The 14,808-nt window shown below is 37.6% G+C and carries 13 protein-coding genes and 2 pseudogenes; 13 read left to right on the top strand and 2 right to left on the bottom strand.

From position 1 onward, the window contains the following. Positions 1-30: 30 nt before the first annotated feature. On the top strand, positions 31-783 hold the full coding sequence (locus IGI97_RS07005; protein WP_438738280.1) for a DUF7006 family protein: 753 nt from the start codon (positions 31-33) through the stop codon (positions 781-783). 104 nt (positions 784-887) lie between these two features. Then, positions 888-1,610 (top strand): TraX family protein, encoded by a 723-nt coding sequence (locus tag IGI97_RS07010; protein WP_002357468.1) that lies wholly within the window; start codon positions 888-890, stop codon positions 1,608-1,610. A gap of 59 nt (positions 1,611-1,669) precedes the next feature. On the opposite strand, the gene IGI97_RS07015 is transcribed toward IGI97_RS07010, so the two are convergent. Beyond that, complete coding sequence (locus IGI97_RS07015; protein WP_002382358.1) at positions 1,670-2,704, bottom strand: YdcF family protein; 1,035 nt, start codon at positions 2,702-2,704, stop codon at positions 1,670-1,672. 282 nt (positions 2,705-2,986) lie between these two features. Here IGI97_RS07015 and ptb point away from each other — a divergent pair, with 282 nt between their 5' ends. From ptb to IGI97_RS07055, 8 genes and pseudogenes are all read left to right on the top strand, one after another. Beyond that, positions 2,987-3,808, top strand: coding sequence for a branched-chain phosphotransacylase (ptb, locus tag IGI97_RS07020; RefSeq protein WP_202580359.1), 822 nt, complete (start codon positions 2,987-2,989; stop codon positions 3,806-3,808). 18 nt (positions 3,809-3,826) lie between these two features. Then, positions 3,827-4,909, top strand: a complete 1,083-nt coding sequence (buk, locus tag IGI97_RS07025) for a butyrate kinase (RefSeq protein ID WP_438738282.1) — start codon at positions 3,827-3,829, stop codon at positions 4,907-4,909. A gap of 5 nt (positions 4,910-4,914) precedes the next feature. Then, positions 4,915-6,324 carry a dihydrolipoyl dehydrogenase gene (gene lpdA / locus IGI97_RS07030; protein ID WP_116495019.1) on the top strand — a complete coding sequence of 470 codons (1,410 nt, stop codon included), beginning with the start codon at positions 4,915-4,917 and terminating at the stop codon, positions 6,322-6,324. A 10-nt stretch (positions 6,325-6,334) separates the two neighbouring features. Continuing rightward, a complete protein-coding gene (locus IGI97_RS07035) occupies positions 6,335-7,327 on the top strand; it encodes a thiamine pyrophosphate-dependent dehydrogenase E1 component subunit alpha (protein ID WP_438738285.1) in 993 nt (330 codons plus the stop codon). Positions 7,328-7,348: 21 nt separating this feature from the next. Next, positions 7,349-8,335 carry an alpha-ketoacid dehydrogenase subunit beta gene (locus IGI97_RS07040; RefSeq protein WP_002357475.1) on the top strand — a complete coding sequence of 329 codons (987 nt, stop codon included), beginning with the start codon at positions 7,349-7,351 and terminating at the stop codon, positions 8,333-8,335. A 44-nt stretch (positions 8,336-8,379) separates the two neighbouring features. Next, positions 8,380-8,529 (top strand): annotated as a pseudogene (locus tag IGI97_RS07045) (biotin/lipoyl-containing protein); the annotation flags it as partial. Positions 8,530-8,724: 195 nt separating this feature from the next. Beyond that, positions 8,725-9,657, top strand: a pseudogene (locus IGI97_RS07050) (dihydrolipoamide acetyltransferase family protein); the annotation flags it as partial. A 143-nt stretch (positions 9,658-9,800) separates the two neighbouring features. Continuing rightward, on the top strand, positions 9,801-10,853 hold the full coding sequence (locus tag IGI97_RS07055) for a PTS sugar transporter subunit IIC (RefSeq protein WP_002384478.1): 1,053 nt from the start codon (positions 9,801-9,803) through the stop codon (positions 10,851-10,853). 8 nt (positions 10,854-10,861) lie between these two features. Here IGI97_RS07055 and IGI97_RS07060 read toward each other — a convergent pair whose 3' ends face one another. Continuing rightward, positions 10,862-11,752, bottom strand: coding sequence for a LysR family transcriptional regulator (locus IGI97_RS07060; RefSeq protein ID WP_002357478.1), 891 nt, complete (start codon positions 11,750-11,752; stop codon positions 10,862-10,864). A 176-nt stretch (positions 11,753-11,928) separates the two neighbouring features. Here IGI97_RS07060 and IGI97_RS07065 point away from each other — a divergent pair, with 176 nt between their 5' ends. The 3 genes from IGI97_RS07065 to IGI97_RS07075 all read left to right on the top strand — a co-directional run bounded on the left by IGI97_RS07065 (position 11,929) and on the right by IGI97_RS07075 (position 14,755). After that, positions 11,929-12,870 (top strand): 2-dehydropantoate 2-reductase, encoded by a 942-nt coding sequence (locus IGI97_RS07065; RefSeq protein ID WP_010822845.1) that lies wholly within the window; start codon positions 11,929-11,931, stop codon positions 12,868-12,870. A 264-nt stretch (positions 12,871-13,134) separates the two neighbouring features. Then, positions 13,135-13,986, top strand: coding sequence for a ribosome biogenesis GTPase YlqF (ylqF, locus tag IGI97_RS07070; protein ID WP_002357480.1), 852 nt, complete (start codon positions 13,135-13,137; stop codon positions 13,984-13,986). 1 nt (position 13,987) lies between these two features. After that, on the top strand, positions 13,988-14,755 hold the full coding sequence (locus IGI97_RS07075) for a ribonuclease HII (RefSeq protein ID WP_002357481.1): 768 nt from the start codon (positions 13,988-13,990) through the stop codon (positions 14,753-14,755). The last annotated feature ends 53 nt before the right edge of the window (positions 14,756-14,808 follow it).

Consider the following 14,808-nt stretch of genomic DNA (forward strand, 5'->3'; position numbering starts at 1 on the left):
ACTTTTTTGATAGAATAACTAGAGACGAAATTGGCTAATACCAATTTTGTAAAATTGTACATAAAAAAGAAGAGTGGGAATGCTATGAAGAAACAATATTACTGGAATATACCCGATAACTTATTAAACTCGTTAAAACAGCGGAAAAAGTTATACAGCTTTTATAAAAATGAACAAAATAAGGCAAGAGAATTAGTAGAGAATTGTCAGTCGGTTCTTTTTCCTGAATTAGTCGCTTCGCTGAATAAAATAGATGAGCGGATTAAATTATTGATATTCTATCAAAATTTAGAAGATTGTGAGCTTTCAGAAGAAGAAATTATTACTGTGATTGAGCGAGAATATTTTGTGACTTTTTATGAAACAATTGAAGAACCGACCACTGAAATTATTAGTAGTCATTCTATGTATTATTTATTGCAACAGCCGACTAAAGAAATGCTTTGGGATTTAGACTTTAGTAACATGTTAAAACAAGGTCAGTTAGTTGATTTAATGGATTATCAAAAATTGACCAAATGTTATCAAAAGCTGCAGAATCAAGCTAAAAATTTGATTGAAAAATTAAATAAAGAAACATTTTACACATTCTATAGTCAACTTTTATTGATTGATTGCCAATGCAAATTATTAATAGAAGAGGCGCTTCTGAAAGAAGAATCATTGATGACGGTCGATGAATGCTTAACAGCCATTAAGCAAGAAATTCGAAAAATTCATTTTGAACAATTTAAATACCAACATTATTTATTCGAAGATTTATCTTTGCGGTACCAAGTTTAACGAAAGTGACAAAAAGAATGGTTGAATCTAACAAGAATGTTCGTTGTTTTCTGTTATATAAAAAGATATGATAGTTTCTGTAGAAAAAATAAAGGAGACGATTCATGAACGCAAATCGCTTAAAGTTATTGATGATGGGGTTAATGGTTCTTGACCATATTAGTTATTTTGTTCCGCCAGAATGGGCACTGATTTTTCATGTAATTACTCGTTGTGTCGGTGTGTTTTTTGGTTATATGGCTGTAGAAGGCTTCAACTATACACGGAATGTTTATCGCTACAATGGTCGTTTGTATATTTGGGCAGCAATCATGTTTGTTGGAAATACGCTGCTAAATCATTTAGTGAATAATCCAGCTGTCGCTGTTCACAACAATATTTTCTTCACCTTAGCCCTTGGTGTCAGTATGTTAATTGTGACAAAAGCGATGCTAGAGATGCCAAAAATCAGTTTAAAAATTGTTTTATTGATTAGTATATTAGCCATTTTAGGAATAGGAGCAATGTTTGCTGAAGGTGGCATTGTGATGTTACCTTTTATGTTGATTACGTATTTAGCCAGAAAGAGACTTGTCTTACGGAACTGTTTATATGGTGCATTAGCGCTCTTTTTCTTAGTTACAAGTTTTCAATGGTTGGGAGATTGGCCAACGACAATTGAAATGTTAGCTTATAATTCTGATTTTATGTTTATCACTGTGTTACCATTTATATCGCTTTACAATGGTGAGAGAGGGAGCAAAGCACCATTTTTCAAATATTTATTTTACGGATTCTATCCGCTCCATTTATGGCTGATTGCATTGATAGCCAATTACGTTCATTAAACCTTTTTATATTAAAAGAATAAAAACAGCGACTCACAAAAATGTGAGTCGCTGTTTTTTTAGATGGGTAAGATACTGATTCCTAAAAGAAGAGTGACAAGTAGAAAAACAAAAAGCACAATTCGCTTATCATGAACCAGTAAGGCAATGTATTCTCGGATTAGAGCAGTTGGTAAAAAATATAAGGCAGTTGGCGCCCCGACACCTTCAGCTTTTAAGCCGACACGATGGGCATACATAGCTCCTCGTAAGACATGATAGTTATTTGTTGAAAAAATAACAGAGGGTTGTTTAGAATCAGACGGCATCTTTTGCCAATCTGCCTGAATTATTGCTTTAGAAAACAACATATTTTCATAAGTGGTTGTGGATTGGTCCTCCATCAAAATTGCTTCTGCAGGAATATTTTGTGAAAGCAAATATTTTTTCATTGCGAAAGCTTCGGCCACAGGTTCGTCAGGACCTTGACCACCGCTGACTACAAATTTAGCGGTGGGATTTTTTTCATAATATTCAATCCCTTTATCTAACCGACTCTTCAAAAGTGGAGGTACTTCCTCGCTACGAATTCCCGAACCTAAAACAATGATATAATCAACCGCTTTTTTTAAAGGAATCATTTGGTACATCCATGAATACAAGACGTAAGCAGCAAATAGAAAGGTCAGCAAAAGATCCATTAACAATAGAAAAAGTAAGAACAGAAAAAGCACATAAGGTATTTGCGCTGTGCCAACTGATAATAAATATAGAAAGGCTGGTAAAGCAATTAATAAGTTCAGCCCTAAGCCCGCCGACAATTTAGCCGTGACACTTTTGCCTTCTTTCGTTTGCATCGTACGTGAGTTAAAAATAAAGTAAAGGCAAATGCCGATAAACACAGCGGGAATTAATAGATAAGCAATGGCCAAAGTAATTAGGTCGCCATTCTTAAAATGTAAATAAATTTTGTCTAGTCCGATAAATAGTAAGGTGACTAATGACAATAAGGTGCCAGAAGCCAGAGTGATACCGCCGAGGATACTGCGGTTATTAATTTTTAATATACCAAATCCTAGTAGGGCGATAAACAAAAAGAATAGTAGTAGTGCCATTTAATTCCTCCTAAAAATAAGTATCTAAAGTATAACATGCTTTAGGATCTGACATAAATAAACAGCGGTGCCGAAGCATAAGTTTTCCTTTCATTCTTAGAAAAGAAGTTTTTTCATGAAAAGTAAATTAGATAACAATTGTTTAGAGAAAGAAAAGCTTGATTTACTAAGCTTTTCCTTCTCTATAAAAAATATTAATAAGGACATAAAAATTAACAATTTGTATGCGCTTACACACTGAGGTAGATTTAAAGTGTAAAGAAGAAAAAATGAGGTGAGAAAATGATCACTGTTTCAATTGCAGGAGGTTCACAACCAGAGATTTTACAGCTAGTTAAAAAAGCACTAAAAGAAGCCGAGCAACCGTTGCAGTTTATTGTATTTGATACAAATGAAAATCTTGATACTGAAAATCTCTGGAAATATGTTCATTGCTCAGATGAGGCCGCGGTAGCACAGGAAGCTGTCAGTTTAGTTGCAACCGGTCAAGCACAAATTTTATTGAAAGGAATTATTCAGACCCACACATTACTAAAAGAAATGTTGAAAAGTGAGCATCAATTAAAAAATAAACCGATTCTTTCCCATGTAGCAATGGTGGAGCTGCCTGTGGGGAAAACCTTCTTGTTAACCGATTGTGCGATGAATATCGCCCCCACTCAAGCGACACTCATTGAAATTGTTGAAAATGCTAAAGAAGTCGCCCAAAAATTGGGACTGCATCAACCGAAAATTGCTTTGTTAAGCGCAGCGGAAAATTTCAATCCTAAAATGCCTTCGTCTGTTTTAGCTAAAGAAGTCACGGCACATTTTAATGATCAACAAGAGGCTACGGTTTTTGGTCCACTTTCGCTTGATTTAGCGACCTCTGAAGAAGCGGTTGCGCATAAACGTTACAGCGGTCCTATCATGGGGGATGCAGATATTTTAGTGGTCCCAACTATTGATGTTGGAAATTGTTTATACAAATCATTAACCTTGTTTGGGCACGCCAAGGTGGGAGGAACGATTGTTGGCACAAAAGTCCCAGTCGTTTTAACATCTAGAAGCGATTCAACAGAAAGCAAATTCCATTCATTAAGATTTGCCATGAGACAAGTTTAAAAAAAGGAGCAGAAAACAATGGAAACAGTATTGGTTATTAATCCTGGATCGACCTCCACGAAGTTAGCGCTTTTTGCTAATCATGATTGTTTGGCGGAAGAAACGCTTAGACATAGCGTCCAAGAATTGGCACCTTTTGAAAATGTTGTCAGTCAAACACCATTTCGAAAACAAATGATCGCGGAATTTTTAGAAACACATAACATCACACAATTAGCCGCTGTCGTAGGGCGTGGTGGTTTGCTTAAGCCTATTCCTGGCGGTACGTATCTTGTCGATCAACAAATGCTAGAAGACTTGCGGAAAGAACGCTTTAATACCCATGCTTCAAATTTAGGGGCGATTTTAGCCAATGAGTTTGCAGAAAAATATCACGTGCCAGCCTTTATTGTCGATCCTGTTGTTGTAGATGAGCTACAGCCATTAGCCAGGATTTCCGGATTAAAAGGCATTCAGCGGCGTAGCGTTGGTCACGCCTTAAATCAAAAAGCGGTCGCTCGAAAAATCGCTGAGGATTTAGGGAAAACATATGAGCAAAGCAATTTTATCGTTGTTCATTTAGGTGGGGGCATTAGCTTGGGGGCGCATCAAAAAGGCCGCATGGTGGATGTGGTAAATGGGCTTGATGGCGAAGGGCCTTATACGCCTGAACGCAGTGGCGCCTTACCGCTCGTTGAATTTGCGCAATGGATACTTGAACAGGAGTTAACGATTAGCCAAGTGAAAAAGCTAATTGCGGGGAATAGCGGTCTTAAATCATACCTAGGTGAAACAGATTTACGGCATATCCAAGCACAAATAGCTGCAGGTGATCAAACAGCAAATTACTATTTAAAAGGAATGTGTTACCAAATCGCAAAAAGTATTGGCGAGATGGCCGTGGTTCTTGAAGGCGCAATTGATGCAATTATTTTAACAGGGGGCGCAGCCTATTCGCAAACCGTTGTTCAAGAAATTAGTCAAAAAATCACTTGGATTGCACCAATTAAGGTTTACCCAGGTGAAATGGAGATGGCTGCTTTATATGAAGGCGTCAATCGAGTATTAACAGGGGAAGAACAAGCTTTAAATTATAGTGAAGCAAAAATTGAGCAGGAGTGATCAAAATGGCGGAACAAACAGATTTACTGATTTTAGGTGGCGGAACAGGAGGCTATGTAGCAGCAATTCGAGCCGCACAAAAAGGGCTAAACGTCACAATTGTTGAAAAATACAAATTAGGTGGCACTTGTTTGCACAAAGGCTGTATCCCTACAAAAGCTTTATTAAGAAGCGCAGAGGTTTTTGATACCTTAAAACAAGCGGCTTCTTTTGGGATTGAAACAGAGGCAGCGTCCATTGATTTTTCTAAAATACAACAACGGAAAGAAGGAATTATTGAGCAGTTACACAAAGGTGTTGAAGGCTTATGCAAGAAAAATAAAATCAAAATTTTAGCAGGCGAAGGTGCGATTTTAGGTCCCTCCATTTTTTCACCAGTCTCTGGCGCAGTGGCAGTTACGTTTAATGATCCAACACGGGAAGAAGAAATTATCGTTCCTAAAAATGTCATTATTGCGACAGGCTCTAGTCCTAAAACGTTACCTAATTTGCCATTAGATGAAGAATTTATCTTATCTTCTGATGGGATGCTTGAATTAGAAGAATTACCAGAATCAATTGCAATTATTGGTGGTGGCGTTATTGGTGTCGAGTGGGCTTCTTTATTAAATAGTTTAGGTGTCAACGTAACTATCATTGAATTTTTGGATCGTTTACTTATAAATGAGAGTGCAACAATTTCTAAAGAATTAAAGAAACGTTTAGAGCAACGAGGAATCAACATTTTATTAGGTAGCAAAGTCCAAGAAGCGAAAGTTACCGGGCAGAAGGTTCAAGTAGAAGTTGCAGGACAAGAAAGCCTCGCTGTTGACAAAGTCATGGTAGCAATTGGGCGTCAACCCAATATCAATAAGTTAGGGTTACAGAATACCTCAGTGAAATATACTGACAAAGGCATTGAAGTAAATGAATTTTATCAAACCACAGAAGGACATATTTATGCGATCGGTGATTGTATCGATACACTCCAACTAGCACATGTGGCTATGAAAGAAGGAGAGTTAGCTGTTCAGCATCTTTTAGGCGAGACAGTTGAACCTTTAAATTATACAAACGTGCCTCGAGGTGTTTATACAAATCCTGAAATAGCAAGTGTCGGCTATACTAGAGAAACTTTGCCAGCAGATAAAGAAGTAGTGATTGGCACCTTTAATTTTAATGGTAATGGTAAATCACTTGTTTATGGAGAAACAGATGGCTTTATAGAAGTAATTCGTGACAAGAAGACCGATGATTTATTAGGGGTTTCTATGATTGGGCCACATGTCACGGATTTAATTGCCGAAGCAAGTACTGCCATGTATTTAGATGCCGCGCCCATTGAAATTGGTGAAGCAATCCATGCGCATCCAACAATGACAGAAGTATTGCAAGAAGCAGCCTTAGATACTTATGGCTTAGCGATTCACAAATAGAGAAAGGTTGATGAAAATGAAAACGCTTAAAAAATCGGGTTTATCAAAAGAAGAATTGATTCAGGCATATCGTCAAGTACTACGAGGACGTCGTTTAGACGAACGGTTGTGGCAATTAACAAGGATTGGTAAGACCTCTTTCAATATTTCTGGTCAAGGGGCAGAAGTTGCACAAGTAGCGATGGCGATGGCTTTTGATCCTCAAAAAGATTATTTTTTACCGTATTATCGTGATATGACCGCGTGCTTGGTTTGGGGCATGACCTCCAAAGATATTTTAATGGGTTCTTTTGGAAAAGAAGCGGATCCTTCTTCCCATGGTCGTCAAATGCCGAATCATTATGGTTCAAAAGAGCATAATATTGTTTCCTTCTCTTCAACAGTAAGTACACAAATGCCATTAGCGACAGGTGTTGGTTATGCAGCGCAACTTCAAAAAGCTGATTTTGTTGCATTGACCACCACTGGGGAAGGCTCTGCCAATCAAGGAGAAGTCCAAGAAGCTATGAACTTTGCAGGCGTAAAAAAATTGCCAGTCATTTTTGTTGTTGAAAATAATGAATATGCGATTTCTGTCCCAATCGAAGAACAGTATGCCAATAAACGAATGGCCGATCGCGCGAAAGCTTATGGCTTTGAAGGTATGACCGTTGATGGTAGTGATTTTACTGAAGTCTATCTAGCGTTTAAAGAAGCAGTAAAAGCGGCTCGCGGGAAAAAAGGACCAAAATTGATTGAATTAATGGTTTCTCGCTTGACTTCTCATTCCGCTGACGATGATCAATCTGTTTATCGTTCAAAAGAAGAAATTGAAGAAATGAAAAAGAACGATGCAGTGAAGCTTTTTGAAAAACAATTATTAGAAGAGGGCTATTTAACAGACGAAGACATTACCCAAATTGATGAAGAAATTCGTGCAGAAATCAATCAAGCAACGGATGAAGCAGAAGCAATGCCAGATCCTGTACCGACATCAATTTTAGAAGAAGTGTATGCAAAATAAGAGAAGAGGAGAAGAAATATAATGGCTGAGATGACTTATTTAGAAGCAATTAACTTAGGAATTTCTGAAGAAATGGCTCGTGATGAAAAAGTAGTTATTTTTGGAGAAGATGTCGGCGGCGACAAAGGCGGCGTGTTCGGTGTAACAAAGGGTTTAGCTGCTAAATACGGTGACGAGCGTTGTTTTAATACACCGTTAACAGAAGGCTTAATTGGTGGTTTAGCTGTCGGCTTAGGTTTAATGGGCTATCGCGCAATTGGTGAATTTCAATTTGCGGATTACATTTTGCCTGCAACCAATCAATTGTTATCAGAGGCTCGGACAATGCGCTATAGAACAAAAGGCGATTGGACTGCGCCAATCGTTTATCGGACCCCTTATGGCGGCGGTGTTCGTGGTGGGCTGTATCATTCTCAGTCTACAGAAAAAGTTTTTTGTGGACAACCAGGATTAAGAGTGGTGACCCCCTCTAATCCTTATGATGCAAAAGGGATGATTAAAGCAGCGATTCGTTCCGATGATCCAGTCATTTTTTACGAACATAAGCGTTTATATCGTTTACTAAAAGATGAAGTGCCTGCAGATGATTATATCGTACCAATTGACAAAGCCAATGTCGTTAGAACGGGTAGTGATTTAACCGTGATTAGTTATGGCATGACCTTGCAATTAGCTTTAGCTGCGGCGGAAAAACTAGCCGCTGAAGGAATTGATGCCGAAATCGTCGATGTTCGCTCATTATATCCTTTAGATCGCGAAACATTAGTAGCTGCAGCTAAGAAAACAGGGAAGGTCTTACTCGTAACAGAAGACAATAAAGAAGGCAGCGTGATGAGTGAAATTGCGGCAATGATTTCAGAAGATGCTCTCTTTGATTTAGATGCACCGATTCAACGACTTGCAGGACCTGATTGTCCAAGCATGCCTTATGCATTACCTTTAGAAAGAGAATTTTTAATCAATGAAGAGCAAGTATTAGCAGCAATGAAAGAATTAGCAGAATTTTAATTGAAGCAAGGAGGAAAAAATAAATGGCCACAAAAGAAATCAAAATGCCTCATCTAGGCGAAAGTGTCACAGAGGCAGCCATTGTCCAATGGTTAGTTAAACCAGGAGATTCAGTGAAACGCTATGATCCCTTAATGGAAGTCGTTTCTGATAAAGTCACCACGGAAGTCCCATCAGATTTTGATGGTGTAGTAAAAGAATTTCTGATTTCTCTAGATACAGATGTGCCCATCGGAACAGCGGTGATGACGTTAGAGACAGAAGAAACAACCGAAAAAACAGAAGAAGCTACTTTAGCACCAGTGAAAGAAGCAAGTGCGGAACAAGTGCAAGAACATGAAACGGTTGCAACAACAAGCACTGCGACGTCCCATCAAAAAAATAATGGTCGTTATTCCCCAGCAGTCCTTAAAATTGCCCAAGAAAAAAAGATTGATTTAACACAAGTTACAGGGACAGGTCGTGATGGTCGAATTACTAGAAAAGATGTCACAAACTTTACACCAACACAGGCAAGAACACCTGAGAAAACAGTGAGTCCAGGAACTAGCCCTTCAATTTCAGAGGAGCCAGTTGCTTCGCAAAATGAAAGCGCCGCAACAGCTAGTCCAACTGAAACAACCACAGATAAAATTGTCTCTGCAGATCCTGTACGTAAAGCAATTGCTAAAAAAATGGTCCAAAGTGTCAACGAAATCCCTCACGCTTGGTTAATGGTGGAAGCGGATGTGACCAACTTAGTCCAACTTAGAAATTCATTAAAAGATGAATTTAAACAACAAGAAGGCCTGTCTCTAAGCTTCTTCCCATTTTTTGCCAAAGCAGTCATTCAAGCGTTAAAGAAAAATCCAAAAATCAATACATCTTGGGATGATGGCTCAATTATTTATCATAAAGATGTTAATTTATCCATAGCTGTAACGACAGACGAGCATCTTTATGTGCCAGTGATTCAACAAGCGGATAACTATTCAATTGCAGGGCTAGCTAAAGAAATCAATCGCTTGGCACAAGAAGTCCGACAAGGAACGCTAGCAAGCAAAGAAATGCAAGGAGGGACCTTTACTCTTAATAATACTGGAACACTAGGTTCCGTCCAATCGATGGGAATTATTAACCATCCACAAGCTGCGATATTACAAGTAGAGTCAATTAATAAACGCCTTGTGCCAACCGCAGATGGAGGCTTTAAAGTGGCAGATATGGTTAATTTATGTCTTTCTATTGATCATCGAATTTTAGATGGACAACAAGCAGGTAAGTTCTTGCGAGATGTTAAAGATAATTTAGCGAAATATAATGCGGATACGGATGTATATTAAAAATCGTTCCTTGCTTTAGTTAAATAAAAAGCGCCTCAAAGAAATAAGCGCTCTTCTTTGAGGCCGCTCTTTATCTAATAGAAAGTTCAATCATTCTCAAACTTGTTCTAAAAAAACAAAAATAATCAATAGGAGTGTTGAAAATGCCCACTGATAAACTGGATGCTCAATTAACCCCAAGAATATTTTTTAACAAAGTGTTAGCTGGAACAGCTTCCGGCACCATTATCGCCTTAATTCCCAATGCTGTATTAGGAGCCATTTTAAAATATTTTGCAGAATACAAGATTATCGAAATGATTATTCATGCGGCGCAAATTTTCCAACTAGCCACCCCTTTAATTATTGGTGGACTGATTGCTTTTCAATTTGGCTTAACGCCACAGAAAATGATGATTGCTGGCGGTGCAGCATTTGCTGGTTCTGGCGTGATTAAATTTAATTCAGAAGTGAAAGGCTTTATTGGTGCAGGCACTGGTGACATCATTAATATTATGATTACCGCTTCTGTTGCAGTCTTACTTTTATTAGTCATCGATAAAAAATTCGGTTCAGTGGAAATCATTGCTTTACCGATCGTTGTTGGAGTAGGTGCAGGTTTGTTTGGCATGTTGATTTATCCATATGTGACACAGATCACGGTCGCCATCGGGAAAGTGATTAACAATTTTACTGATTTCCAGCCAATTATCATGAGTATTTTAATTGCTTGTTCATTTGCTGCACTGATTATTTCACCAATCACTACTGTGGCAATCGGTTTGGCGATTCAGTTGAATGGCTTGTCTGCAGGTGCTGCCGCAATGGGAATTGCAGCCACAACTGTTGTTCTTGTGATTAATTCTTGGAATGTCAACCAATCGGGAGTGACACTGGCTGTCTCTTTGGGCGGTATGAAAATGATGATGCCTAACTTATTTAAATACCCAATTATTTTAATTCCTTGTTTATTTACAGCGACTATTTCAGCAATTCCTGTGGTTCTATTCAACATTTCAGGAACCCCACAATCGGCTGGATTTGGCTTGGTTGGACTCGTGGGGCCACTTGCTTCATTGGATGCGGGCTTAGGGATCTTACCTTTACTCTTTTCTTGGTTTGTTGTTCCAATTGTCGCGGGTTTATTCTCAAAATTCTTATTTGAAAAAGTGTTGAAACTTTATGATAGTAAAGTCGTCTTTGCTTATCAAGGCTAGATTATCCATTAATTTTCTTTAATGATTTGGATAAAATCTCTAACATCTTCTGTCATACTAAAATCGCGGCGCAAAGCAATGCCGATGGGGAAATAGTCAAACTTATCTTTTAAAGGAATCCATTTCAGTCCCTGACTTTTTCCCACTTCATAATATTCAATCGGCAGCAAACAAATCGAATTATTTTTTTGTAAACTATAAAGAAGTACTTGTAAATCATCGTTATGCAAAATGATATTCGGCTCATAACCGAAGCTCCGAGTCCGATCTAGTAGTAGGCGACCAATCATAAAATTATCACTTAACGATGAAAATCGTTGATCTTTCAAATCTTTAAAAGTTAATTTTTCATATTGGGAGAGAGGATTTGATTCTGGTACCACGACATAAACATGGTAGCCTTTGGTAGTCGTTTCTAAAGGTTCAATATGAATAATTTCAGGTAAGGTATTTGGGAAAGAAATTAGTCCCATATCAATTTCTTTATTTGCTAACATCGTTTGTAATTTTGGCGAGCCATCTTGCTGTAATATTAAATTCACATGTGGATGGGTTGTTAAAAATCGTGAAATTTCTTTCATAAATTGTACAGCAAATAAAGTAGTTAACCCTAAACGCAATTGCTTTTTAACTGGTTTCTGGTTCATTTCACGAATATCTGTTACCAATTGATCGAATTGAAAAACAACTTCTTGGCCATGTTCATATAAATAAACACCTGTATCAGTTAATTGAAACGGTTGATCAGAATGATCAAACAACGCTGTGCCTAACTCAGATTCCATTTTTTTCAATGCTAAAGAAAGTGTTGGTTGGGTGACAAATAAATTGCGAGCGGCCGCCGATAAACTGCGGGTATTAACAATTTCAATGAAGTACTTTAAAAGCTGAATATTCATCAGAAACTCCCCTTCTTTTTAAAAGCGCTTACAAAAATGCGCTTGGATAAAAAATAACAAATAGATCACTTATAATATAACATATGTTTTGCCTTTTTATGGTTATAAAAGTAAGAGATAGAGATTTTCTTAGCAGATTTTTACCTAAAAATAAAAAATTGAACGGAGGAAAAGAAATGAAGATTATTATCGCAGGTGCTGGCGCTATGGGCAGTCGCTTTGGACTAATGTTACATCAAGCAGGAAATGACGTTATTTTTGTTGATGGTTGGCCAGAACATATTGAAGCAATAAGAAAAAACGGGTTAGTTGCTGATTTTAATGGCGAAGTGGTGACCGCTAAAATTCCTATCTATCCTCAGACAGAAGTAGCAAGCATCGATTTTACAGCAGACTTAGTTATCCTATTTACAAAAGCAATGCAACTGGCAGGAATGCTTGAAGCATTAGAACATTTCCTTAATAAAAATACGAAAGTTTTATGCTTGTTAAATGGAATTGGGCACGAAGATATTATCAAAAAATACGTGCCTTACGAAAATATTTTATTAGGAAACACAATGTGGACCGCTGGGTTAGAAGGACCGGGCAAAGTAAAATTATTTGGTAATGGTTCGATTGATTTACAAAATTTAGGAGCGCAAAGTGAACAAGCGGCAGAAGCAGTCATTAAGGTATTAAATAACGCTGACTTAAATGCACGTTATTCTGAGAATATTTTATCATCCATTTATAAGAAGGCTTGCGTAAATGGAACAATGAATGGTTTATGTACTTTGTTGGATTGTAATATGGCAGACTTTGGCGAAACAGAGCAAGCAGATCAAATTGTTCAACAAATAGTTAATGAATTTTTAGCAGTCGCTGAAGCGGAACAAGTTACGTTAGATAAACAAGCAGTCCTTCAACAAATCCGCTCGTGTTATAATCGAGAAACAATTGGTCTGCACCATCCATCGATGTATCAGGACTTAATAACCAATCATCGTTTAACCGAAATTGATTATATCAATGGAGCAATTGTTCGCAAAGGGAAAGCCTATGGGATTGCTACACCGTACTGTCAGTTTTTAACAGAGTTAATTCATTGTAAAGAAAATTTACTTCATGCTAAATAACAAGTAAAAACAGAAATATTCTTGAGAAGAGCTTGACCTACTTCTTTCTATACTTTGCCAGTGTACAAGGCTGAGACAAAATCCAAAGTGAGTTTGTCTCAGCTTTTTTGTTTTTTAAAGAACACTGCAGAAAATAAATCAAATCCGTGAAAAATATGTTAAACTAGAGAAGGTGTTTTTTCGCAAGAATCTACGCGGAACACAGGACTCGTTGAAGAATTGAATCAAAGAAACAATGTGTTAAAGAAGGGATTTGAACAGATTATGACCATTCAATGGTTTCCCGGCCATATGGCCAAAGCAAGAAGAGAAGTTTCTGAAAAAATCAAATATGTCGATATTGTATTTGAACTAGTTGATGCGCGGTTACCGCTTTCTTCCCGTAACCCAATGATGGACCAAATTGTCCAACAAAAACCACGATTAGTCCTTTTAAATAAAGGGGACTTAGCAGATAACGACCAAAATAAAAAATGGCAACATTACTTTCAAAAGAAAGGGTACCAAACCCTAGTTATCAATGCCCAACAAAATAAAGGAATCAATAAAATTGTGCCAGCAGCCAAGGAAGCGTTAAAAGAAAAATTGGCTCGTGAACAGGCGAAAGGCTTGAAACCGCGTGCGATTCGCGCCATGTGTATTGGGATTCCCAATGTTGGTAAGTCAACCTTAATGAATCGTTTAGTCGGAAAAAAAATTGCGCAAACTGGGAACAAGCCAGGTGTGACAAAAGGACAACAATGGTTACGCTCTGGTTCCCAATTGGAATTACTGGATACACCAGGAATTCTTTGGCCAAAATTTGAAGATGAAGAAATTGGGAAAAAATTAGCTTTAACTGGCGCTATAAAAGATCAATTATTGCATTTAGATGATTTGGCGATTTATGGATTAGAATTTTTTGCACGTTTTTATCCGCAACGTTTGACGGAACGATATGGTTTAACAGAGGAAGAGCTATTTTTACCTGCCCCAGAACAATTGATGTTAATTAGCCAAAAACGTGGTTTTAGAGATGATTATAATCGAGCCAGCGAAATGATTATTTTAGAAATTCGCAGTGGAAAATTAGGTACGTATACTTTGGACCGCTGGGAAGAACTAGGAGACGAATAACATGGCAAAAGAGTCGATTCAGGCAATCAAAGAAGCGTTGCTAACTGTCACTGATGCAACCGATGAACGATTAGCAAGCTGGCGAGAAGATGAACGTTCAGGAGTGCAACAAGCGATCAAACAATGGGAACGTCGCCAGTTAGCCAAAGAAAAAGAATGGCAACTTTTTAAAGAAATGAGTCAATTTGAGGAAGCGGCCTATAAAAAAGGCCATCGTTTAATTGCGGGAATTGATGAAGTAGGCCGCGGACCATTAGCTGGCCCTGTTGTGACAGCTGCAGTTATTTTACCGAAAGATTGTCAATTATTAGGTTTAAATGATTCAAAAAAACTATCTGCTAAAAAACGGGAAACGTTATATAACCAGATTCAAGAACAGGCTGTCGCTATCGGGTTAGGTATCGCTGATCAAGGAGTCATTGATCAAATTAATATTTATCAAGCAACTAAACAAGCGATGAAAATGGCAATTGACGATTTAGCTTTTGCACCAGATTATTTATTAATTGATGCAATGCAGTTAGACGTTCCCCAACCACAAGAAAGTTTGATTAAAGGGGATGCGCGCTCCATTTCGATTGCAGCAGCCAGTATTATTGCAAAAGTAACAAGAGATCGATTAATGGAAGAATATGATGAATTATATCCTGGATATGGATTTAAAAACAATGCAGGTTATGGAACAAAAGAACATCTTCTCGGGTTAGAAAAATACGGTGTAACACCCATTCATCGACGTACGTTTGCGCCAATAAAAGATATGATTTAAAAATAAAACACTTTTTTTACGTATTCTTATTTTAAGAAGATGTGAAAGAGGTG

It is taken from the genome of Enterococcus sp. DIV2419 (genome assembly GCF_051711865.1).
Lineage (GTDB): Bacteria > Bacillota > Bacilli > Lactobacillales > Enterococcaceae > Enterococcus > Enterococcus faecalis.